The sequence below is a fragment of the Micromonospora sp. MH99 genome, from assembly GCF_021442385.1.
GTDB lineage: Bacteria > Actinomycetota > Actinomycetes > Mycobacteriales > Micromonosporaceae > Micromonospora.
Genome location: NZ_MUZA01000010.1, coordinates 1 through 22,546, shown reverse-complemented (window position 1 = coordinate 22,546; position 22,546 = coordinate 1). Strand labels below are relative to the sequence as shown.

The window sequence follows — 22,546 nt, the reverse complement described above, 5'->3', positions numbered from 1 at the left end:
GGCGGGGTGGGTCAGGCGGGGACGCGGGCCACCGCGAAGACGGACTGGCCGAACGGGGGTCGGACGACCTGCTCGGCGGCCTTGGTGGCGGGGAGGACGAGGGTGTCGTACACCTTGACCATCGGCCCCTCCTTCGGCATCAGCCGGAAGACCTTGGTGGCCATGAAGTAGCCGATCAACCCGAGCGCGTTGGCGTAGTGGATCTTCTCCACCGTCAGACCGGCCTCGGCCATGGCCGTGCCGAGCGTCTTCTTGGTGTACCGGCGGACGTGGCCAGTGGCGATGTCCGCCGGGCTCATGGCGAACTGGAACGCCGGCACGATGATGATCACCGCGCCGCCGGGACGGACCAGGTCGCGCATGCTGCGCAGCGCGCCCACGTGGTCCTCGATGTGCTCCAGGACGTTGTACGAAACCGCGGCGCTGTAGTCCCCCCGGTCGCTGTGCGGGAGCAGCATCTGCCGGACGTCGATGCCGGGCTGTTCGGCGAGGCGCTCCTTGAGCTGCACCAGCCGGTCGGGATCGGCCTCGGTGGCGGTGAACCGGGGCAGCCGCTGCGACCATTCCAGCGCGTAGTCACCGAGGCCGCTGCCGATCTCGATCGGGTCGTCACCGAGGTACGGCACCGCCAGCTCGACGAACCAGCGGCGGTGGTTGACGGCCGTTGCCAGGCCCTCCAGCACCTCGGACTGGACGCGCTGATCCCCAGTGATTTCTGCCATGCGTCGATTCCTCACGATATGAACTCGACCCGTGCCTGGACCGACAGAGTGAATCATCCGCTTGGATGGCAGAAGAATCGGGGGAGCGGTTGGCCGAATTGCGGTCGGGGGGTGGGCACGTGATCGGCGGTCGGCGAACCCGGCACATAGTACGGCAGTACCCCGAAACATGTCACGGTGCCGCCATACGCTGACTACCCTATGAATTGTCATGACTACTCCCGAACCGGACGCGCCCGGCGACGGCCCGGCCACCGCGTCGCCGGTGGAGGAGGCCGGCGGCGGCGATCGCTTGCGCCGCAACGGGAAGTGGACCGATCTGGCCGCCGTGCTGAGCTTCGTGGTGCTCGCCTTCTGGGTCACCGGCCGCCTCTGGTTGGACCCGGGCAGTGGAGTGCGGGACAACCGCTCCGACCAGCAACAGTTCGAATGGATGATGGCGCACGGTGCGCGAGTGGTCACGCATTTCGCATACCCGTTCCATTCCGATCAGATGAACGTGCCCGACGGTGTCAACCTCATGGCAAATACGTCCGTATTATCCATTTCGCTGCCAATGACGCCGATCACCCTGCTGTTCGGGCCACGTGCGGCATTCCTGCTCTTTCTCACCCTCGGAATGATCGCCACCGCCACCGCCTGGTACTTCCTGCTCTCCCGCGTCCTGATCGGAGCCCGGGGGCCGGCCTGGCTGGGCGCGGGCTTCTGCGCGTTCGCGCCGGCCATGGTGTCGCACGCCAACGGGCACCCGAACATCGTGTCGCAGTTCGTCGTCCCACTGATCATCTGGCGTACGCTGCGGCTCGCCGACCCCGGCCGCTGGTTGCGCAACGGGCTGCTGCTCGCTCTGGTGATCGTCTGGCAGGCGTTTCTCAACCTGGAGATCCTGCTGATGACCGCGATCGGGCTCGGCGTGATCGTCGGTGCGCTGGCCATCGGCCGCCCCGCCCTGCGGTCACGGGCCCGGTCCTTCCTCGCGGGCCTGGCCGTCGCCGCAGTGGTCACGGGTCTGCTGCTGGCGTACCCGCTGTATGTGCAGTTCTTCGGACCCGGCGCCTACTCCGGGCTGTCCAGCCTGATCCGCGGCTACTCCAGCGACCTGGCCTCGTTCGTCGCGTACTCCCGGGAATCGCTGGCCGGCAGCCCGCGCACCGCCGCCGGGCTGGCCAAGAACCCGACCGAGGAGAACAGCTTCTTCGGCTGGTCGCTGCTCGTGCTGGTGGTCGCCCTCATCTGGTGGCTGCGGCGCTCGGTGGTGGTGCTCGCGCTGGCCGGGCTCGGGCTGCTCTTCACGGTGCTCTCACTCGGGCGGGAGATCCGTTTCGCCGGTCACGGCACCGGCGTGCCGGGGCCCTGGGCCGCGCTGGAGAACCTGCCGATCCTGCACTCGGTGGTGCCGACCCGGTGGGCGCTGGCGATCACTCCGATCGTCGGGGTGCTGCTCGCCTACGGCGCCGAACGCGCCAGCGAACTGGCCCGTACGCGCCCGGCCGCCCGCCCGCAGATCCGCTTCGCCACCGCGACCGTGCTGACGATGGCCCTGCTGCCGATCCTGCCCACCCCGCTGCCGGTGGTCCAGCTGGACCCGGTCCCCACCTTCGTGACCAGCGGGGCCTGGCGGCCGTACGTGGCTGGTGGGCGCAGTGTGGTGACCCTGCCGCTGCCGGACACCAACTACGCCGAGCCGCTGCGCTGGTCCGCCGCGACCCGACTGGACATGCCGCTGGCCCGGGGCTACTTCCTCGGACCGGACACCCGCCCGAGCGCGGAGCCGCCGAAGGTCGCGCTGTTCACCGCGCCACCCCGGCCCACCAGCAGTTTCTTCGCCACCATCCGACGGACCGGCGCGGTGCCGCCGATCACCCCGCAGAGTCGGGTCAACGCGGTCGACGACCTGCGCTACTGGCGGGCCGGCGTGGTGATCCTCGGGCCGCACGAGCACGAGCTGGAACTGCGGCGTGGAATGACCGAGCTGACCGGGATCCAACCGGTCTTCACCGGCGGCGTCTGGGTGTGGGACGTCCGGCCGCTGACCGACTGAGCGGGGCCGGACACGCCGGGATCAGCCTTGTCGGACGCGCGGGATCAGCCCTGGCGGACGCAGCAGCCCTGGCAGACCTTCGGGCTGGGCAGCGTGAAGGCCAGGCAGCAGGTGCGTCGCTGCACGCTCGGCTCACCGGTCGGGCCGGGCACCAGCTCGACCAGGTCCGCCAGGTCGAGCGCGCCGAGCAGGGTGTCGATGCTCTGCACCGTCGAGCCCGGCAGGGCGTCCGCGGCCCGGAGGATGCCGTGCGCGATGCCGGAGGCGACCGAGCCGAGCAGCGTCCGGGTGCCCACCCGCACCTCCGCCTGGATCGCCGCGATCAGCGGCGCCAGGTGGGCGTCGAGCAGGGAGGCGCGCAGCTCGGCGAGCAACTCGGCCTCGCCGGCGACGACGCGTACCTCCGGCAGGCCGGAGAGCGCCAGCGGGTCGCTCGGCAGCACGGCCACTGTGGTGCCGTGGCGCAGGCCCAGTGTGAGCAGGGGCCGGTGGTCCTCGAAGTGGATCAGCACGTCGGACGGGTCGAGCAGTGGCACCCGGCGGGCCGAGGCCCAGCCGAGCACGACCGGCAGGGCCGTCCAGTAGCTGTACGACTTCCAGGCCAGCGCGGCGCAGGCGTGCGGGGTGCCGCCCCAGCGGACGCTTGCCGCGTGCAGCAGCTCCGGCAGGCGGGTGCCGTCGATCAGGGTGGTGGCGGGCGCCCAACCGAACTCGTCGTCGACAAGCAGGCCCCGGGCGAGACCGGGAAGGTCGTCGGTGCCGAACATGGCCCGCAGCGCCGCGGTGACGGGGGCGAGCGGCGTGGCGGTCACGTCCCGCCTCGGCATCACCGCTGTCACCGTGTCATCCCCCGTCCGCGTGACCGGGGAGCATGCCCCGGCGGACGACCAGCGCCGTCCTGAGCTAAGGCTAGCCTAACCACGCCTGGCGGTCTAAGGGAAGCCTTGCCTCGGTCGGATCGGGAGGTCCGGGTCACTCCGGCTCCCGGCGGGAGCAGCGCTCCGCGCCCCGGCGTACTACCCGCACCCGGCCTCCGAAAACGCCGCCGCAGGATCGATCACCGTCGGTGGATTGTCAAGCGTTGTGTCGACAAGGTGGCAGATGCGTGTGCGCTTCGCCACGGAACGTGAAACTGATACTCCCGGCCACGAGGAAGCCGATGACGACGTCACCCCTCGAACGGGCTGCCGACTCCTTCGCGGCCGAGCTCGCCCGCCAGCGCGCCGGGCGGGGCCTGTCCAAGAAGCAGCTGGCCATCCTGATGGGGTTCGACCCGTCCTACGTCAGCCACGTCGAGGGCCGCCGACACCGCCCGACCGAGGACTTCGCCCGCCGTGCCGAGGCCGTCCTGGAGGCCAGCGGCGCGATCTGGCAGCGCTTCCGGGAGTACGACGACCTCCGGCACGCCCGCTCCGGCCAACCGCACCGCGAGCCCCCGCTGCCCGGTCAGTGGCTGCCCCCCGGCACCGGCCTCGTCGTCGAACGGGAACTGGCCACCCTCACCCACACCGACGACGCCTACCGGTGCGTCATCCGCCGCGAGCTCTACAACGCCGGCACCGAACCGGTCACCCGCTACCTCGTCCGCGTCGCGGTGGACCGCTACCCGAACGACCCCGGTCGCTCCAACCGGCACCACCGGGAACACCCGCTCACCTTCGCCGAGCTGCAACTACAGGCCCGTCGCGACGACGACGCCGGCGACCCGGAGCCGATGCACTGGCGGGCGAAACACGACCGGGACGCGTTCAAGGAGATCTGGCTGCTCTTCGAGAACGGGGAACGGCGCTTCCCGCTCTACCCCGGGGACCGGGCCATCATCGAGTACGCGTACAGCGTCGGGCACGAGAAGTGGGGCCCCTGGTTCCAGCGGGCCGTCCGGCTGCCCACCCGGCACCTCGCCGTACGCCTGGACCTGCCGGCGGCCCTCGACCCGCAGGTCTGGGGCGTGGAGACCTCGCTCTCCGCGGAGGAGGGCCCGCTGCGGACGGCGCCGCAGCGTCGCGACGAGGGCGACCGGGCGATCTACGACTGGCAGACCGACGCCCCGCCGCTCAACGCCCGCTACCGGATGCAGTGGCGCTTCCGGGCCCGGCCGGACAGCGACCCGGACGTCGGCCCCGGCGGCACCCGGGTCCGCCCCAGCGAGCGGATGCGCGGGATCGGCATCGTCCAGCGCGGGGCCGACCTGCTCCGCCAGCAGGTCCGGCAGTTCGACCTGCCCGGCGAGGAACAGGTGGCCCGGGACGTCGTGGACCGACTCACCATGGCGCTGTCCCGGCTCGACGAGCTGCACCCGTTCAGCAAGGGAGTGGGCATCGCCGCACCGCAGCTCGGCATCGGCCGTGCCGCCGCAGTGGTCCGGCCCCCCGACCGGTCGGCGGAACCGGTGGTCCTGCTCAACCCCCGGGTGGTGGACGCCGACCCGGAGACCGACGAGCAGTACGAGGGGTGCCTCTCCTTCTTCGACCATCGCGGTCTGGTGCCCCGACCGCTGCGACTCGACGTGGAACACGCCCAGTGGGACGGCAGCCGGATCATCACGTCGTTCGAGTTCGGCATGGCCCGGCTCGTCGCGCACGAGATCGACCACCTGGAAGGGCGGCTCTACGTCGACCGGATGGCACCCGGCGTGCCGCTGGTGCCGGTGGAGGAGTACCGGGAGACCGGCCAGCCCTGGCGCTACTGACCAGGGCGGGGGCCGGGGCGCGTGCCCCAGGGGGCAGGGGCACGCGCCCCGGTGTGGGGGGAGGAACGTCTAGAGATCGCCGAACGTGTCGTAGCGGATGTTCGGCGGCGGCACCTCGTCGGCGGCCAGCACCCGCAGTGTCGACCGAACCATCTGCGCCGACCCGGAGACGTAGCAGTCGTGCGTCGTCCACGGGCCGTACCGGGCCACCACGTCCGGGATGTCGCCCAACTCGCCGTCGAAGTCGGGATCGTCGCTGCACGCCGCCGTGACCGACAACCACGGGTGCGCGGCCACCAACTCCTGCAGGCCGGCCAGCCCGTACAGGTCCGTCGCGTGCCGGGCGCCGTAGAAGACGTGCACCCAGCGGGTCCGGTTGTAGCTGGCCAACTCCTCGACCAGCGCCTTGATCGGCGCCAGCCCGACGCCACCGGCCACGCAGAGGATGTCCCGCTCGGAGGAGCGGTCCAGGGTCATCGACCCCATCGGCGCCGCCAGGCGCAGCAGGTGCCCCGGCTGTACGCGGCGCACCAGCGCCCCGGACACCCAACCCGCGCCGGGGCTCCGCACGTGGAACTCCAGCACGTTGTCGTCGTTCGGGGCGTTCGCCACCGAGTAGTTCCGCCACACCCTCGGGTGGAAGCGGGGCAGCTCCAGGCTGACGTACTGGCCCGCCCGCCAGGACAGCGGATGTTGCAGGGCCCGGCAGGTCAGCACGGCGATGTCCGGGCCGTGCCGCTCGTGGGTCAACACCTCGGCGTGCCAGAACGGCGGGTTGTCGTCGTCGGCCGCCCCGGCCGTCATCTTCGCCGCGATCGCCGCGTACGCGTCCCGCCACGCCTGGTCGTACTCCAGATTCCAGCCGTCGCCAGCGGTGCTGCGCAGCGCGTCCAGCAGCGCGACGCCCATCGTCGCGTAGTGCTTGTCGTCGACGTGGTACTTGCGGTGGTCCCGGCCCAGCGCACGCAGGAACTCGTCGAAGCTCTCCGGGTCGTCCACGGTGTGGATCGCCGTGATGATCGCTTCCAGCAGGCGGTCACCCTGGCCGTTCATCTGCACTGGGAAGAGCTGCCGCAGGGTGGGGTCGAGCAGGAACAGCCGGGCGTAGAAGTGCCCGCTCAGCCGCTCCCGGTCCTCCTCGACGAGGGTCCAGCTCTCCTTCAGCAACCGTGCGACGTTGTCCACCGGTGCTCCTTCTCCAGACGGCAGCGGATCGGGCGCTCATAGAATCTCCACGGAGCGTGCTCACCGGTCGCACAGAATGTGCGATCGGTTCACGCCGGCCGATCGGCCGTGCCCCCGGTGCCGTCCGTCGGGCAGAGTGGTGCGGTGACCGTTGAGCTGACCCGCCCGGTGTCCCGCCGAGTACTGGGGACCGAGACGCTGCTGGTCCTCGGCCTCTCCCTCGGCCAGTCCGCGGTCTACGCGGTGGTCTCGATCATCGCGAAGCTGACCGCCGAGGGGCCGCTCTCCAAGCAGACCGCCGCACTGAACACCTCGGCGTCGGCCCGACCCTGGCTCGACCTGACGTACCAGCTCCTCGGCATCGTCTTCGCGCTGCTGCCCGTGCTGCTCGCCGTACACCTGCTCAGCCGCGACCCCGGCGACCCGGCGCGGACCCTCGGCCTGGACGCGCGGCGGCCCGGCCAGGACCTGGCCCGGGGTGCCGGCCTGGCCGCGCTGATCGGCCTGCCCGGCCTGGCGCTGTTCTGGGCGGCGGCACAGCTCGGCATCAACGCCACGCTGGTGCCGGCGGCCCTGCCGCACGTCTGGTGGGCGGTTCCGGTGCTGATCCTCTCCGCCGTGCAGAACGCCGTGCTGGAGGAGGTGATCGTGGTCGGCTATCTGGTCACCCGGCTGCGCCAACTCCAGTGGCGGCTCGCCGCGATCGTCGCCGCCAGCGCGCTGCTACGCGGTAGCTACCACCTCTACCAGGGCTTCGGCGCGTTCGTCGGCAACGCGATCATGGGCGTGATCTTCAGCCTGTTCTACCTGCGTACCCGGCGGGTGCTACCGCTGATCATCGCGCACACAGTGCTCGACGTGGTCGCCTTCGTCGGCTACGCGCTGCTGCCCCGCGACTGGTTCAGCTGGCTCTGACGCGGCCGGTAGGCAGCGATCGCGCGGGCAGCGAGCCGATCGGTCGCCGCGGCGTCGCCCAACGTGGCGGCGACCACCGCCGCGCCCGGCAACAGCCGGGACGCCAACCGCAGCGCAACCCACCCTCCGGCCTGCGCGGTGAGCGGTGCCGCGAGTCGCCACGCCGCCTCCGCCGCCCTCGGCCACGTCCCCTCCACCGGCTCGTGCGCCGCCCGCGCACCGGCCAACGCCGCCTCGGCGCTCGCCGCGTCCGGATGCACCTGGGTCAACACCAGCAGTTCGGCCGCCCGGTCGGGATGCGCCGGGTCCCGGCCGTACGCCGCCGCCAGGTGCAGCACCAGGTTCGACTGGGTCCAGAGCACCGAGCCCAACTCCGCCAGCGGCGCGAAGAGCCCCGCCAGCGCGGACGCCGCCCCACCCGCGCCCGCCGCCCGCACGTACCGCCGGGTCGCCAGCCGCGCCACGCCGTCCGCCGGAGCGTCCGGATAGCGGGCCCGCAGCCGCTCGGCCCACTCGGCGGCGCCCGGACCGAGCGCCCGCACCGCCTCCAGAGCCAGCAGCTCCGGTGCGAAGCCCGGGTGGTCGCGCAGGCGGGCGATCACCGCCCGCAGATCCGATTCCGGGGTACGCCCCGACGCCGGCACCGCCATCGACCGCCCCGTCGCCGGGGCGGTGATGATCATCGGCGGCGACTGCTCGGCCGGGGGTGCGGCCTTCTTCGACGCGGCGGTCTTGCGAGGGGCGGCCGCGCGCTTGGCCGGTGCGGCGGTGCTTTTGGCCGGTGTGGGGGTGCTCCTGGCAGGTGTGGCGGTGCGTCTGGTCGGGGTGGTCGTCGGGGCGGAGGTGGCCGGGGGCGGTGTCGTGGCCGTCACATCGCCGGCCGGGGCCTTCCTGCGGGTGCTCGCCGGACGCGCGGAGGTGGCGCGCGGCGTCCGCTTCGACGGGTTCGCCGGCTGCTGTGGGCCGGCTCCAGGCACCGGCCCGTCCTCCTGCGCCGCGCTGGACGCCTCGTCCGGCCGGCGCGTCGCGGCCGGCTTGGTGGTCCCGGCCGGTTCGCCCGGTGCGGGCGGCGTCACCGGCTGCGGTGGACGGGTCGGCCCGGTCGGTGTTGTCACCTCGGCCGGCGGAACCGGCTCGCTGCTGCCCGGCTGTCGAGGCAGGACCCGCTCCGGCTCCGGTGGCTGGAACAGCACCGCCGGGGCGGGTCGGGGCCGTCGAGGACGCTGCCCAGGTGGCGCGGGAGCCGCCGCCGGCCCGGACGTCGGCTCGGTCTTCTCCGCCGTCTGCTCGGCGGCTGCGGGCGGGGTGAAAGTGGCCCGCGGAGAGCGCCTGCGCGCTCGGTCAGCAGGCTCTTGGCGGGTCGGCTCGCTGGGCGGCTGCTGCTCCTGCATATCGATGGAGCGTAGTCCCGATCACACCGTCGCACAGGGAGGCGGCACAGGCGGCGGGGAGCACTGGCGGTCGTACACCGGAAGTCGTTTTGCTCCCGGTGGGTGGCGACCTGTATCCTCGGGCGCGGTGGTCTGCGGATCACCAGGGAGACTTCGCCTAGTCTGGTCTATGGCGCCGCACTGCTAATGCGGTTGGGGTCTTAAAGCCCCTCCCGGGTTCGAATCCCGGAGTCTCCGCGCGAAAGCCGGGTGTGTACACTGGCTGAGCACGAGCGCCCGTAGCTCAATGGATAGAGCATCTGACTACGGATCAGAAGGTTAGGGGTTCGAGTCCCTTCGGGCGCACAGAGTTTGAGCAGTTAAACAGCCCCCTGATCATCGACAATCGTCCACCAGGGGGCTGTTCTGTGTGCGCCCGCCTGCCGCTCGCGGGCTTCGCGTACCGCACGGACTGGCGCTATCGGGCGGCGACATCACCACCATGCTCGGTGCGCCTGCGCGTCTCCACGGCGAGCATGAGCAGGTCGGGAAGCCAGGGCTGATCGGTGAGCAGCAACACGGCGGCCTCGGGGACCGGCACCGCGCGGACCTCGACGATTTGTTCCGCGTTCTCCGGCATCGTCGGTGCCTGGACGATCGAGGCGTCCGCGGTGCACCACAGCCAGGCCTTCTCCGGATGCGGCTGGTGCGGCCGGTACGGCAGCGGGCGGTCGGTGACGCAGTGGTGCGCGCCCACCAGGGTCAGCGGGCTGGTGAGGACCGCGCCCGCCTCCTCCAGCAGCTCCCGCCCGACGCAGTCCGCGACGCTCTCACCGGGTTCGCGCGTGCCCCCGGGGAGGAACCACACGTCGCGGTCGTCGCGGCACAGGATGACCTGGTCGCCGCTGAACCCGACGACGTGCACGTTGGTGACCAGCGCGTCCGCCGGTGCTTCGGTGCTGAACTGGGCGTCGAGGCCACCCCATTCCCACCGCTGTGGGGCGCACAGCCGGGGGTACGCGGCGGCGAGGCCGGACTCGATAGGCATTGGCGAGGCCCTTCCTGTCTGAGGGGTCAGCGGCTCGGAGCGTCGGGCCGCCGGGGCCGCCCGGTGTGCCGCGTACCGCCGGAGATCCGCCCCGGAGCGTTGCTGCCGGACGGCCGTGCCCGCTGGGGAGGCACCTGAGGCACCGCGCCGCCCGCCGCGGGTGCGATGCCCTGCAGCCACGGCTGGCCCTTCTCGGCGCGGCGGTGCGGGGCGTCGATCTCCCCGCGCGGCGGCCCGACGTCAGGACCCCGCTGGGTCACGTTCCGGAACTGCTCGATGAAGTTCTTCTTGTCGTCCATCGAGGTGACCTCGTCGAACTTCGTCCAGAACTGGGTCCGGGTGTCCTCGGGAAGACGTGCCTCGTGCATGAGGTCGTCCAGGCGGCGGACGAGGCGGTGGTCGTCGCGGTGGACGAAGCTGTCCAGGATCCGGTTCAGTCCCGGCTCCACGTCGTCACTGCGGTTGATCCAGGAACGCACCTGCGTGGTGAACTGCTCACGCACCGCAGCGGTGTCGAGCGGGGTACCGTTCCTGACGTCCACCGCGCTGTCGTGGACGGCGAGCAACGCCGCGACCTTGCTGGCTTCGCGCACAGCGGGAGTGCGGTAGGGCTCGGCGACCAGCACGGGATTGCATCCCCACGTCCGGTCCGGGGTGTCAATCAGGCGTGTCTGGTCGGGCGCGTCGTCCTTGATCCGTTTCGGACTGCTCAACGGGCCCTGCAACGCGTTCTCGATGACGCGGATCGCCGGGATGCTGCCGAAGGTGAGAGCGGGGTCGTCCGGGAGCGTCTTCAGGCCTCCGCCGATGCCACCCTCGCGGTGCAGCGCATATCCCTTCTTGCTCCCGGGATGCGGATCACCTTCGATGCCGTAGTAGAACATGTATCGACCGGTGAACTCGGTCTTGGGATAGACCGCGGCGCACAGTTCCTGAATCGTCCCCTTCAGACAACTGTCGACGAATGTGACGCTGCTGCCTTCCTTGCCCACCGGAATGCCGTTCCCCCGCAGGTACCGGGTGAGTCGCTGGTAGGCGCCGTCGATGTCCCGGTCGTCGACCGACTTGGAGATCTCCCGGTAAGGCTGGAGCTGTGGGTACTCGGCCCCGCTGTTCTTCTCCTTGTCCTGAACCGCGGCCTCGGCGAGTGCCCGGGAGAGCACCACGTTGTGGCAGTGCGCGTCGAAGAAGTCAGGGTCCAGCGCACGGACGGCCACGCCGAGGCTGAAGCCGTCCCGTCCCACGAAGACGACCCGCGTGTTCGGGTCGGCGTCGACGGAGGCCCGCAGGTCATCCAGCATCTCCGTGGCGATGGAGGTGACATAGGGCCCGTGGTGCTCACGGAAGACGGCGTACGCCTCCGCGACCGCCGAACGGTCGCCCGCCGACTCCAGCCCGTAAGCCTCGTAGATCGCGTCGAGGCCGGAGAAATCCTCGGTGGCCGACACCTGTCACTCCCCTCGGTCGGGCCGCGACGCCGTTGACGACGGCTCGACGACCCGGGTGAGCCAGCGGACCAGCGGGTCGTACTCCTCGACGGTCCCCCACCACAGGCGGACCCCGTCGTGGCCGCGCTGGAAGACGCCCTCGCCGTCGACCTCGGTGCCCGCCTGATCCACGTCGACGAAGGGCAACATCACGGCGGCGCTCAGGGCGACGGAGTCGCTGAGCACGGCTGCCGCATCCGACCTGTCGACAGTGTCGTCCAGCGCCTCGGCCAGCGCCATGGCCTGGCGGCGGCTGCCGTCGATGGACGGCCCGGCGTCGCCCGGCCCGCTGAGCACCAGGTCGAGCGCGGCGAGCCGCCTCTCCCGCACCGCGTTCAGCACCGTACGGGCGGCCGTGGCGCTCGCCGGTACTCCGCTGCCCGCCGCCTGCGTCACACGCAACCGGCCGGCGAGGTCCGGATCATGCTGGATCAGCTGCGCAAGGCGGAGAGGCTCTCCGAAGCTGACCCAGCGGATCGGCTGCCCGCTGTCGCCGCAGGCGGACCGGACGACTGACGGCACGTCGGGGGGCCGGTTCACGACAGTGACCTCGGCGCGGCCAGCAGCGTCCAGGAGGCGACGTGCCGCCGACCGGGCCGACTCGTCGGCCACCAGCACCAGGGCGAGCTGCGGGACGGCGCGCGCGGCGGCCGCCACCGCGAGGACGGTGCCCGGCCCCCAGGCAGAGGCGGCGTCGATGACGAGCGGGGTTTCGCTCAGGTTCTCCGGCCAGTCACCGCCCCGCCCGAGCTGCCTGCTGCTCTCCGCGAGTGCGGTGCCGGGGAACAGCTCGCCGACCGCGCTCAGAGCTTCGTAGTCCTGCCGGGCCTCATCGATGGCACCGCCCTCGTGCCTCGGACTTTCCGATGTCATCGCCTGCCCCTTGCTGGCTGTGGTGACGTTTGTGGACGCACCGCCGGTGTCGACTGGTGCGGCTGCTGCTGCCGGCGCGCGGCGGGCCTGGGCAGGTAGGCGACGGCGGCGGGCCGGCGCTCCTGCATCTCCGCCACGGACCTGGCCACTCCCGCGACCCGCTCGAACAGAGCGTCCGGACCGTCGCGTAACAGCTGATCGTACGGGACCCGTTCGGCGCGACCGCCGTGACCGAAGGCGACGGTCAGGTCACTGGAGGTGTCGTCGCGGTCCGCGCGGACGGAGACCTGCACGAGCGGGCCGGGCGATCCGATCAGGACCGAACGGTGGGTGCGTTGGATGTCCGGGCTGATACCGAGGTCGGCCACTGCGGAATCGACAAGCAGTTGGATCCGCCGGCCGGCGTCGCGGTCGGCTGGGTCCTCGAGAACGAGACGGTACGAGTCCTGGGCGTGCGCCACGGCACCGCGCTCGGGGTGGGTGGCCCGCAGGGCCGCCCGGTCGGCCCAGACCATCGCTGCCGCGCCGTCGCCGCGAAGGAACCGGCGGAAGGACTGGCGAACGAACTCGTCGGTGGGGCGTACCCCGTGCGGCTCACCGCTGTGCTCGGCCGTGACCGCTGTCGCGCAGCGGTCCCACAGCGAGACGGTGAGGTCCCTCCGGTCGAGGCCGGCCGCCTCGCCGGGCAGGGCGTTGCAGGTGCGCGCGAACCATTCCGCCCGTTCCCGCGACACCGGGTCGGCCGCCAGGTGCGGCGTACGCTCCAGAAGGTCCGCGCCGGTGAGGACTCCGGGACCGCAGGCGCTTCGGGCCCATGAGCGCACCTGATCGAGGTGGTCGGGGAGCAACCCGACCGCTGGGTCGATCGGCACGAGCAGCGTGGGTACGCCCGTGTCGAGGACACGCGCCTCGGCCCACCGCCGGTCGGGGTCCGTGAAGAAGTCGTCCAGCCAGGCGAACGGCATGCCGTCCGCCTCGGCCAGCACGCTCGCGGCCTTCCAGTTCACGCCGAACGGCACCGGGCCGGCCAGAGCCCGGTCGATGACCAGGACGGGCAGCGGGTCAGCCAGGCCGACGATGGGCGCGACGTAGGCGTTCGCGGCATCGTTCCAGGTCGTCGCCCAGCGCAGATCGACAAGTCCCTCACGGTCGAGGGCGTTCAGCATCAGCCCGTGCTCGGGGCTGAGCTGCACCTGGTGGCCGTCCAGGTCGTGGGGTGTGAAGCCACGGTCGGCGTGGTCCCCGGTGGGGTTGAGGACCCCGTCGATGTCGAGCAACAACCACGGCTTCACCGCGTCGCCACCGGGTCCCGTCTCGCTCACCGGCCGCGTCCCGGCCGGAAGGCCTCCTGCCATCCCTGCGGCCGGCGGGGCGCCACGGCCGGCGGACGAGTCTGCTGGTGAGCGACCTGCAACGCGGCAGTCGCGGCGGCGGTGGTGCTGCGCGTGGGTGGCGCCAGGGTCCGGATGTTCTCGACAACCCCTTCGGCGGCGTGTCGCCAGGTGTGGTTCTGCCCGAGGTGCTCCCGCAGGTCGGTGGCCCGACGCCGGGCCTCCGGCAGATCCTTCAGGACGGCCTCGGCGTGGTCGGCCCACACGGTGGGCAGTGTCGCCTCCGAGGTTCCCCGGGTGTTCACCACCGACGGTGCGCCCAGAGCCGCAGGCACCTCCTTCGGGTCGCCGAGGAACATCCCGACTCCGGTGTGGTTCCCGACCAGGACAGGCACACCGTGCCCGGCGGCCTCCAGTGGGGCCAGGCCGAAGTCCTCGTGCCGTGCCGCGTGGATCACCATGTCCGCCCCACGGAGTTCGGCGGCCATGACGCTCGGGTCGGAGGTGTAACCCCGGACCCGGACCGGGAAGCCGGCGATGTCGGACAGCACGCGTTCCTGCTCCGCGACGTCGGACTTGTGCGCCCCCAGCATCGTCAGCCGTACGTCCATGCCGCGCTTGTGCAGTTCGCCCACCGCGGCCGCGGCGATGTCGGCCCCCTTGAGGCGGTCGTCGGTACGCGTGAAGACCAGCAGGTTCAGCCGGGTCTGCTCGGGGTCGTACCGGGGTGGCGTCTCCAGGATCACCCCGGGCGTCATCTGCACCACCGGGGGCGGCTTCTCACACATCCGGGCCAGGCGGCGGCCCTCGTCGGTCAGCAGCGGGCCCACCCCGACCACCAGGTCGGCACGGGACACCAGGGCGCGTTCGGTCTCGGTGTGCTGGTTCGACTCCAACGGTTCGCCGCGGCCGCGGTCCATCTCGTCCGCCGTCACGTGGACGAAGTGCACCACCTTCGCGTGCGGGTAGAAGTTGTCGCGCAGGTAGGAGGCCGCCCCACCGGAGAATCGGCCGTGGCCCATGATGACGTCGACGTCCGCCGGCAGCCGGTCCGCCCGGAGCAACTGCGCCCGCGTGTCGGACACCCCGGGGACCGGGTCGAGCACCTGGATGTCGACCAGGGGATGCGACGGCGAGGGGACACTCACCCGGGTAGTCACCCGGTGCCCGAGCTCCGCGAGCGCTATGGAGATCTCCCGGTTGACGGCGATCGGGCCGCCGCCGATCCACTTGTCGCACAGCGTGAGCACGTTCAACGGCCGGGTCTGCGCCTCCGCCCGGGCCGGCGGCAATGGCACTGTCATCTCTGCTGCCCTCTTCTGGTGTCTGCGGATACCTGGTCGGCGGTCAGGGCACCGGAACCATCCGGCGCGCGGTCGCGCCGGGTCCATGTCGCCGAGGCGTACGCCAATCTGCGCGGGACCTGCGCGCGGTGGTGGCGAAGGTCAGCCACGCATTCCCGTCGCTGCGTAGAGCCGGGCGACGAGTTCGTCGGCCACGTCGGCCAGTTGCACGGCGTCCGTGCTCACCGCGTCGGTGGTGACGTCGTGGCGGAGCCGGGCCGACAACTCCCGGAGCAGGGACGCGGCCACGAGCGCCTCGGTGCTGGCGATCTCGACGGGTCGCGGTGGCTCGGCGTCGCCCTCGCCCGCCAACGTCCTGCGGGACAGGGCGGCCTGTTCCGCGAAGGTGAGGTTCTCCCGTACCGATTCGTCCCGCTCGTTCCAGCGGTATCGGTGCGTGCTGAGCATGCATCCCCAGGAATCCGACACCTTCGTCACCTTGTTGCCTCCATGTCCAACATCCTTACGCCAGGGGGGAAGGTCATGGCCTCGTAGCTCATGGGACGCTCATCGACGCGACTGGCAGGACGAGGCTGGCGGCGTGCGGCAGCACCGGTGGCGCCCCAGCGGTCCACGCACAGCAGACTCATGCGGCGCCCTCCCCCGAACGCACGACTGCACCGGCACGCCCCTGCGGTGGCCAGCTGCCGAATCCGCTCACGGTGCGTGCAGAGCTGAGCATAGATCGACCTGTCCACTCACGACAGGCCGGAAAGCCAGCGCAGCGGCGTCACCGCCGATCCGGCCCTCGTCGACCGGCCGACACGGCAGCGGACCTCGGCGAACACCCTTCTGATCGATGCCCGTTGCTATGCTTCGGCGCCGGGGACGATCGCGGGAGACGGGGATCCAGTGGTGAGAGTGCGGCTCCAGACGGCGGCGGTGATTGTTGCGCTCGCGGCGACGACCGCCGCGTGCAGCAAGGACGACCCGCCGTCACCGCCAGCCGCGTCGGCCACCGCCGCCACCCCGTCGATGCCGACGTTCGACCCGCCGACCCGGTTCTCGCCCACCGGTACCGCGCTGGGCGAGGCCCGCCCCGGCGACGTGCTCCTGCACGGCACCACAGCGTTCATGGCCGGTGACGCCCAGACCACAGTGGTGGAGGTGGGCAGCGGACGCCGCCTGTCGGTGCTCACGCCGGAGCAGTCACCGATCACCCGCAACCCGGCCGCCGCCGGGCACCGGCCCGTGCTGCTCGACCTCTCCGGACGGCCCGCGGTGGTCGTGCCGTACGCGGTGGAGATCCCCGCCTCCGGCACCGTCGCGGCCCGGCAGGCCGTCGAGCTGCTCGTGATCGATGCGACCGACGGCCGGCTGACGAAGACCATCACGGTGGACGCCAAACCGGCCGAGGGCGACTTCAGCCTGGTCTCCCGCGACTACGTCCGCGCGATCGGCGGTCGCGGCTCCGCCGTGGTGCTCGGCATCGGTAAGCAGGTGACGGTGGCCGTCGACGTCAGCACCGGCAGCACCCTCTGGCGCGACAACGACTTCGACGCCTCGGCACTGCTGGGGGACACCGTCGTCGGCCTCACCGCCCCGGACGCCGGCTACCGCCGGTCCATCACCGGACTCGCGTTGCTCGACGGCGCCAAGCGCTGGTCGGCGCTCTCGGTCGCCGACGCCGAACTCGCCGCCGGCGGCCCGTCCTTCATCGTCGCGGTGGGTAAGCAGACCGACGGCAAGCGTTTCTACACGCTCATCAAGAAGGACGGCACCCTGGTCAACCGCACGAAGGGCGAGTACGGGGCGGGGCTGCGCTGCTCCTACGACGAGGCAGCGGTCACGGTGTGCGCGATCGGCAACTCACAGCCGCTGTTCGCCCTGGACTCCACCTCCGGAGACGACCTGTGGCAGCTGCCCGCGACGGGTCGCCGCGCCCCGCGGATGACAGCGGCGTGGCACGGCGCGGTCTACGGCACGGTGAACGACGCCGCAGTGGTCCTCGACGCGCGCACCGGCACGGACAGGGAAGTGTCGCCCGGGGTGGCTCCGGTGGCCGTCACGGTTCACGGGGGCCTCGCCGCCGGCCCGTCGGACAGCACCGCGCTGGCGTTCCACCCGGCCCTCGGCTAGCCGGTACGGGCCGCGGTGGGGCCGTCCCGGCGCTCAGCCCTCGGGCAGCTGATCGAGGACCGAACGCGGAGCGGCGACGGCCGGCAGGGTCTTGGGCTCGGTGTGCCGGCCAGGTTCGCATTTGGCGAACGGCCCGTACTCGGTCGTCATGGTCATCAGGTGCGGATCGAGGTGGTGCAGCCACCAGGTGCTCATGGTGTCGTCGATGCGGGCCTTCTCCCATTCGCGCCACATCGCGTAGAAGCGCGAGATCGCCTCCGGGTGCGCCCACCACCTGTCGCACCAGTAGATGCCGCTCTTGGGCCCGCTCAGGACGCGGCGCTCGACGACCTCGGCCAGATACAGCCGCATGAAGTCGTCGAGGTTGCGGAACGCCGGCTCCGGCACCTCGTCGACGGCCTGCGGCGGCTGTGCGGCAGCGCCCGCGGCTGCCTGCGGTTCGGGCTGCGTGTCGCCGCGCGGCAGGGCACCGGACAACCGCTCCAGGAGTGCGGACAGCTCGGCCACGGCCCTCTCCGAATCGCTCTGGCCGGTGGGCGTGGTCATCGCGGCTCCTGCACGGGGTTGTCGAACGACTGCACTTGCGGGTTGTCGGCCTTGAGACTCCAGTCGTTCCGGCTGTCCGGGTCCCAACGGGCGATGGATGCCTTGATGGCCTCGGCGTACGGACCGGTCTGCCAGGGGGCGGTGCGGGCCAGCACCGGCGGCGCACCGGAGCTGTACACCACCATCCGGCCCCGGGGCAGCGCGTGCAGCTCCGCGACGTCGAGCACCCGCTGGCGGCGGGTCTGCCGCGACACGGACTGCTGACCGAAGCCGGAGCCGTTTGTCGACGTGGAACGGGTCATGACGTCGTGCTCACCGATGAGGCGGGACAGCTCCTCGAGGAACTCCGGGTCCGCGACGCCACCGCCGTAGGTGCGCACGTTCGCCGCCGACCACAGCTTGCGCATCCCTTCGCGACCCCACACGTCGATGCCCTGAGCGTACGACTGCAGCACGGTGATGATCGGCAGGCCGTGCGAGCCGTAGTAGGAGTACAGCGCCGGCAGTTGGCGGATGCGGCAGATGTTTGCCGCCTCGTCGAGCACCGACATCAGCGGCGGGTCGAGGCGCCGGCCCGGCGAGGCGCGGGCGCGCAGCTCCCCCGCCCGCAACACGGCGTCGGTCAGCGCGGCGATCAGTGGCGCCGGTGAGCCGGGACCGCCCTGGCTGAGCAGGTAGACGGTGTCGCACGTGGCCACGAAGGTCTCGGGGCGGAACTCCCGGATCGTCGACGAGGTCGGCGGGCTGACCCAGGCGGTGACACTCGGCTCGGTCAGGCACATGAGCATCTTCTGCGCGCCGGCGTAGACGCCGCCGCGGGTCTGGTCCGGCATGTTGACCACACCGATGATCGAGTCGGCGGGCAACTGGAAGCCCGCACCGGTGAGGATGTCCGCCGGCGACTCGTCGCGCGGGTTCACCGCCCATCGGTACACCTCGAGGATGGACCGGCCGCCGACCGCGGCCGCCAGCAGCAGATTGGCCACCAGCTCCTCGGCGCTGGGGTCGAAGAACGCGTCGCGCTGCATGCCCGGCTCACGCTCGGCCGAGGCGAAGTGCTCGGCCAGCCGGCGCGCGTCGGTGATGGTGGCGATCCCGCCGAGCGGGTTCCACCACAGCTGCTGCGGCTGACCCCAGACCTGCTGCGGGTCGAACACCCAGATCTCGCCGCGCGTCGCGCGCAGTTCCCGGGTGGCGTCGATGATGTCGCCCTTGACGCTGGTGACCAGTGTCGGCCCGGGGTTGGACACGGTGGCCGGGATCGCACGGGCGGTCGTCTTACCGGTGCGGGGCCCCCAGATGTCGACGGCCATGTCCTCCCAGGACTGCCGCAGCTCCATACCGCCGGCCACGGTGCGTCCGATGAGGACGCCGGCGTCGTCGGGGGCGATGGTGCCGGCGTCGGCCAGGCTGGCCCGCAGCCGCTTCGCGGACGCGGTGACCCCGTCCGGGCTCAGGTGCTTCAGGTCGCCGCGGCGGGCCATGTGCCGCGCGGCCTCGTCGACCCGGCTGCCCCGGAGCCGGCGCCCCTTGGTCAGCAGCAGCACACCGGTTGCCAGCGCCGCCACCACCAGCACCTCTCCGACGGCCACCAGGGTGCACGCGACGGTCCACGTGATCCGGCCCGAGATCAGCGCCGCGGCGGCGCTGAACAGGCCCTCGCCGTGATAGCCGGGTGGCTCGGTCAGCCGCAACGGAAGCCACACCGCCCCGGCCGCCGCCAGCGCGAGCACGGCCAGGCCACCGGCGATCAGGCCCGAGGAGTCGCTGCTTCCGCCAGGTCCCACTGCTCGACTCATGTGCGCTTCCAACGGAAGTCGGTGTTGCCCAGTTGTTTCTCGATCTCGGTGGGCTCCAGGTGCACCGGGATGCCGGGCCTGGTCCCGACCTTGATCAGGAAGTTTCCGCGGCCGATCAGGACCTCTTCGTCCTCCGGCCCGGTCGTCCACGACGGCGGCGCCGACCACGACAGCACCTCGCTGCGTTCGGCCTGCGACAGGGGCCGTACCCGCGCGACGGCGTCGAGCTCCTGCTCCGAGCAGGCGCCGATCATGAGCACCGCGCACCGGTCGGCGAAGCCGCGGGCCTTGGCGCGGTCCTCCTCGTTCGGCAGAGCCTGCAGGTCGCCCAGCGAGTGGGTGATGAACGCGGTGCCGGTGCCCTTGGAACGGTTCAGGCGGGTCAGCGCGTCGATGCGGTCGACCATGCCGTGCCCGACCCGCAACGCGCGCCACATCTCGTCCAGGACCAGGAAGAACCGCCGCGGCGGGGCCAGTCCCAGGTCGGCCATCCGGTGCGCGGCCTCGACCTGACCGAAGCCGGCCGCCCAGGTGGTGACCAGGGTGGCGGCGGTCAGGGCCTGGTTGGTCTCGCTGATGCCGGAGATGTCCACGCACAGCGCGGTGGTGTCGAGCTCGATCGAGGCGGTGGTGTGGCCCTCGACCGTCGAGCCGAGCGGCCCGTGGATCAGCGCCCGCAGCGTACGCCGCAGATTCTCTGTCTCGAGGCGGTAGCGGTCCAGGTCGTGGTCGTCGTGCCACAGGGTCACCCACCGCACCTGCATGGGTGCCTCTTCGATGACCCGCAGCACGTCCGACAACAGCGGCTGGGCGGTGCTCTCCCGCTCGGTCAGGTAACGCAGCGCCGCCGCCAGCACGGTTATCTCGTCCGACGCGAGCGGAGCGCCCCGCGTCAGGGTCGCCAGCACCAGGGCGGCGTTGAGCCGACGGTCGACGATCTCCGCACGTAGCTGCTCGATCTCCTTGGGGTCCTGCACGTGTGCCAGCACCTGCTGCCACGGGCCGATGTCGAGCGGGTTGATCCGGTGCAGGCCGGGACCCACGCGCAGCACCCGCCCACCGAGCGCGGCGACCAGTTCGGCGTAGTCGGGTTTGAGGTCGCCCAGGATCAGCGGGGTCACGCCCTGCCCGACCAGGCTCAGCAGCATCCGCCGCACGCTTGTGGACTTGCCCATGGCCGGTTCCGCCTGGATCCACACCGACGGGTTGTTGATCAGCTTGGCACGTTCGTACCAGGAGATCGGGTCGAAGCACACCGTCGCGTTGGTGTAGCGGTGCCGGCCGAGCGGGGCGCCGATCGTCGGGGTGGACGAGCCGGTGCCGAACGGCCACAAGCCGCACACCTGCACCGTGGTCCCGCGGTACTCGGTGGGCGACTCGACCCAGGACACCCGGCCGCCGCCGGGGCCGGCGTAGCCGAACCGGGTGGGACGTCGGATCGGGATGACGGATCGGGGCATCAGGTCCGCCTCCTAGAACGGCACGGTGGCGTGCACGGGCAACACCACCCCGGTCGGCAGGGTCGCGGCGAAGGTCGCCGCCTGGGCCCCGTACATCGGGCGGAGCATGAGCCGCGCCTCGGCGGCCCGCGAGTCGACGATCCGGGTCGCCTCGTCGAGCTGCTCGACCGAGGAGACGGTGGCGGTGACCAGCACCGTGAAGCGCACGACGCCGGCACCGGAAGCCTCCTCCTGCGCGGCCTGCTCGGCCGCGTTGAGGTCGGCCAGGTCCCGGGCGGTGGCCTGGGACTTCTTCGTGGCGTTGAACCGGGCGTCGCGCTTGTCCGCTTCGACGAGCTTGGCCGACTCGGCCGGCGAGTACGGCCGGTAGATCAGTGACACCCGCTTGCGCAGCAGTTGCGGGTCGGGGTCGGTCAGCCGGGCGAACGTGTTGGCGAAGGTGACACCGCGGGGAGCCTCGACCATGCCCCAGGTCCTCGAGACCCCGGAGTCGTGGCGGTAGTAGTCCCAGCTCTCCCGCGCCGAGACCGGGCCGGCGTTCTCCCAGGTGAGGTCCAGGTCCGGGGTACGCGACAGTTCGATGCTCGTGCCGGGGTCGTACGCGGCGCGTACGGCCCGGACGAGCGACCGCGGCATCATCGGGCGTACGCCGCCGCCGCCGGCGGCCGAGAGCCCGGAGTGCAGGTTCGGCAGCCGGGCGGCGACCTCCCGGCACATGTCCTCGTGCGAGAGCTGCCGCCGGTTCGGAGGCAGCGTGTAGGTGAGCGAGACCCGGGTCTCCACTGTCGCCGACCCGGCCGGGTAGCTGCGTACCACTTCCTGGAGGACCTGGCGGGCCAGCTCCGGCGCCTGCGGCGACATGGTGTCGTTGACCTCCGTGGCCAGCCGCGTGCCCGGGTCCGGGGTGCTCTCCACGGTGACCGCGGCCTGCACCAGGCCCGGTTCACGGCTGAGGTTGGACAGCCAGGCGGCCAGGTGTGCCACACGCGCGTCGATGGCGCTCTGGTCGACCAGGTCCATGCCCTCGGGGTAGCAGCGCAGCGTGACGGTGTAGTGCCGCGACTGTGGGATGACCACCACGCCGATGCGCCCGGAGCGGCCCGTCTCGACCTCGTAGATCTGCGAACGGGCCAGAATGCCGGGCAGTTGGTGTGTCTGCGTCACCTTCGAGGCCACGCCGGACAGGTACAGGTGCTGTCGTCGTGAACGCCCTCGCCACCACGCGAACCGTGCCGCCATGACCTGAAGTCCGGTGCGCCCGTTGACGCGGATGGCCAGCGGGACCAGGACGGCAGCACCGCACAGCGCGGTCAGCAGGGCGGCCACGAGCGACACGGCGAGCATCAACACGGTCAGCAGGGCCAGGCCGAACATGATCAGCGTGCCGATGGTGCCCAGGCCGAACAGCCCGGCCGACACGCCACGGCGCCAGTTGCCGTAGGCGCGCTGCTGCGACGGGTTCGGCGGCGCTGCGGTCGTCGTCACTGCTCAGCTCCCGTCGGTCCGCTCGCGCCCGCAGCAGCACCACCGATCTTCCTGATCGCGTCCGGGCCGGCCTTCGCGGCGGCCTGCCCGACCACGACGCCGGCGGCGATTGGGCCAGCGGCCGCGGCCAGTCCGCCGGCCGCTGCCGCACCCCCGCCGGCTGCGGCACCCCC

The 22,546-nt window shown here is 71.7% G+C and carries 18 protein-coding genes and 2 tRNA genes; 6 read left to right on the top strand and 14 right to left on the bottom strand.

What is annotated here, in order from left to right:
• Positions 1 to 11: 11 nt before the first annotated feature.
• Complete coding sequence (locus tag B0E54_RS07765) at positions 12 to 722, bottom strand: bifunctional 2-polyprenyl-6-hydroxyphenol methylase/3-demethylubiquinol 3-O-methyltransferase UbiG (RefSeq protein WP_234582587.1); 711 nt, start codon at positions 720 to 722, stop codon at positions 12 to 14.
• 211 nt (positions 723 to 933) lie between these two features.
• On the opposite strand from B0E54_RS07765, the gene B0E54_RS07760 reads away from it, so the two are divergent.
• A complete protein-coding gene (locus B0E54_RS07760) occupies positions 934 to 2,763 on the top strand; it encodes a hypothetical protein (protein ID WP_234582586.1) in 1,830 nt (609 codons plus the stop codon).
• A 44-nt stretch (positions 2,764 to 2,807) separates the two neighbouring features.
• Here the strand turns inward: B0E54_RS07760 and B0E54_RS07755 are convergent, their stop codons facing one another.
• Positions 2,808 to 3,590 (bottom strand): IucA/IucC family C-terminal-domain containing protein, encoded by a 783-nt coding sequence (locus B0E54_RS07755; RefSeq protein ID WP_234582692.1) that lies wholly within the window; start codon positions 3,588 to 3,590, stop codon positions 2,808 to 2,810.
• A 332-nt stretch (positions 3,591 to 3,922) separates the two neighbouring features.
• On the opposite strand from B0E54_RS07755, the gene B0E54_RS07750 reads away from it, so the two are divergent.
• Positions 3,923 to 5,452, top strand: coding sequence for a peptide deformylase (locus tag B0E54_RS07750; RefSeq protein ID WP_234582585.1), 1,530 nt, complete (start codon positions 3,923 to 3,925; stop codon positions 5,450 to 5,452).
• Positions 5,453 to 5,521: 69 nt separating this feature from the next.
• On the opposite strand, the gene B0E54_RS07745 is transcribed toward B0E54_RS07750, so the two are convergent.
• Complete coding sequence (locus B0E54_RS07745; RefSeq protein ID WP_234582584.1) at positions 5,522 to 6,637, bottom strand: globin domain-containing protein; 1,116 nt, start codon at positions 6,635 to 6,637, stop codon at positions 5,522 to 5,524.
• A gap of 144 nt (positions 6,638 to 6,781) precedes the next feature.
• Here B0E54_RS07745 and B0E54_RS07740 point away from each other — a divergent pair, with 144 nt between their 5' ends.
• Positions 6,782 to 7,552, top strand: coding sequence for a CPBP family intramembrane glutamic endopeptidase (locus B0E54_RS07740; protein ID WP_234582583.1), 771 nt, complete (start codon positions 6,782 to 6,784; stop codon positions 7,550 to 7,552).
• On the opposite strand, the gene B0E54_RS07735 is transcribed toward B0E54_RS07740, so the two are convergent.
• Complete coding sequence (locus tag B0E54_RS07735) at positions 7,513 to 8,943, bottom strand: hypothetical protein (RefSeq protein ID WP_234582582.1); 1,431 nt, start codon at positions 8,941 to 8,943, stop codon at positions 7,513 to 7,515. The genes B0E54_RS07740 and B0E54_RS07735 overlap by 40 nt on opposite strands.
• Before the next feature lie 146 nt (positions 8,944 to 9,089).
• Here B0E54_RS07735 and B0E54_RS07730 point away from each other — a divergent pair.
• Positions 9,090 to 9,180, top strand: a tRNA-Ser gene (locus B0E54_RS07730).
• Positions 9,181 to 9,215: 35 nt separating this feature from the next.
• Positions 9,216 to 9,288 (top strand) — tRNA-Arg (locus B0E54_RS07725).
• Positions 9,289 to 9,400: 112 nt separating this feature from the next.
• Here the strand turns inward: B0E54_RS07725 and B0E54_RS07720 are convergent.
• The 6 genes from B0E54_RS07720 to B0E54_RS07695 all read right to left on the bottom strand — a co-directional run bounded on the left by B0E54_RS07720 (position 9,401) and on the right by B0E54_RS07695 (position 15,433).
• On the bottom strand, positions 9,401 to 9,970 hold the full coding sequence (locus B0E54_RS07720) for an NUDIX domain-containing protein (RefSeq protein ID WP_234582581.1): 570 nt from the start codon (positions 9,968 to 9,970) through the stop codon (positions 9,401 to 9,403).
• A 26-nt stretch (positions 9,971 to 9,996) separates the two neighbouring features.
• On the bottom strand, positions 9,997 to 11,418 hold the full coding sequence (locus tag B0E54_RS07715) for a hypothetical protein (protein WP_234582580.1): 1,422 nt from the start codon (positions 11,416 to 11,418) through the stop codon (positions 9,997 to 9,999).
• A gap of 3 nt (positions 11,419 to 11,421) precedes the next feature.
• Positions 11,422 to 12,330: a hypothetical protein gene (locus B0E54_RS07710; RefSeq protein ID WP_234582579.1), complete on the bottom strand. Its 909-nt coding sequence runs from the start codon at positions 12,328 to 12,330 to the stop codon at positions 11,422 to 11,424.
• Positions 12,327 to 13,652 carry a hypothetical protein gene (locus B0E54_RS07705; protein WP_234582578.1) on the bottom strand — a complete coding sequence of 442 codons (1,326 nt, stop codon included), beginning with the start codon at positions 13,650 to 13,652 and terminating at the stop codon, positions 12,327 to 12,329. The genes B0E54_RS07710 and B0E54_RS07705 overlap by 4 nt, the downstream gene beginning before the upstream one ends.
• Positions 13,649 to 14,965, bottom strand: coding sequence for a glycosyltransferase family 4 protein (locus tag B0E54_RS07700; RefSeq protein WP_234582577.1), 1,317 nt, complete (start codon positions 14,963 to 14,965; stop codon positions 13,649 to 13,651). Before B0E54_RS07700 ends, B0E54_RS07705 begins: the two co-directional genes overlap by 4 nt.
• A 141-nt stretch (positions 14,966 to 15,106) precedes the next feature.
• Complete coding sequence (locus tag B0E54_RS07695) at positions 15,107 to 15,433, bottom strand: hypothetical protein (RefSeq protein WP_234582576.1); 327 nt, start codon at positions 15,431 to 15,433, stop codon at positions 15,107 to 15,109.
• 426 nt (positions 15,434 to 15,859) lie between these two features.
• Between B0E54_RS07695 and B0E54_RS07690 the strand changes: the two genes are divergently transcribed.
• Entirely contained in the window at positions 15,860 to 17,083 is a 1,224-nt protein-coding gene (locus B0E54_RS07690; RefSeq protein ID WP_234582575.1) for a PQQ-binding-like beta-propeller repeat protein, read from the top strand.
• Positions 17,084 to 17,116: 33 nt separating this feature from the next.
• On the opposite strand, the gene B0E54_RS07685 is transcribed toward B0E54_RS07690, so the two are convergent.
• The 4 genes from B0E54_RS07685 to B0E54_RS07670 are packed head-to-tail and all read right to left on the bottom strand — an operon-like array spanning position 17,117 to position 22,373.
• Complete coding sequence (locus B0E54_RS07685) at positions 17,117 to 17,629, bottom strand: DUF4913 domain-containing protein (RefSeq protein ID WP_234582574.1); 513 nt, start codon at positions 17,627 to 17,629, stop codon at positions 17,117 to 17,119.
• Positions 17,626 to 19,428 carry a type IV secretory system conjugative DNA transfer family protein gene (locus B0E54_RS07680; RefSeq protein ID WP_234582573.1) on the bottom strand — a complete coding sequence of 601 codons (1,803 nt, stop codon included), beginning with the start codon at positions 19,426 to 19,428 and terminating at the stop codon, positions 17,626 to 17,628. The genes B0E54_RS07685 and B0E54_RS07680 overlap by 4 nt, the downstream gene beginning before the upstream one ends.
• Complete coding sequence (locus B0E54_RS07675) at positions 19,425 to 20,888, bottom strand: ATP/GTP-binding protein (RefSeq protein WP_234582572.1); 1,464 nt, start codon at positions 20,886 to 20,888, stop codon at positions 19,425 to 19,427. Before B0E54_RS07675 ends, B0E54_RS07680 begins: the two co-directional genes overlap by 4 nt.
• A gap of 12 nt (positions 20,889 to 20,900) precedes the next feature.
• Positions 20,901 to 22,373, bottom strand: a complete 1,473-nt coding sequence (locus B0E54_RS07670) for an SCO6880 family protein (RefSeq protein WP_234582571.1) — start codon at positions 22,371 to 22,373, stop codon at positions 20,901 to 20,903.
• Positions 22,374 to 22,546 lie beyond the last annotated feature (173 nt).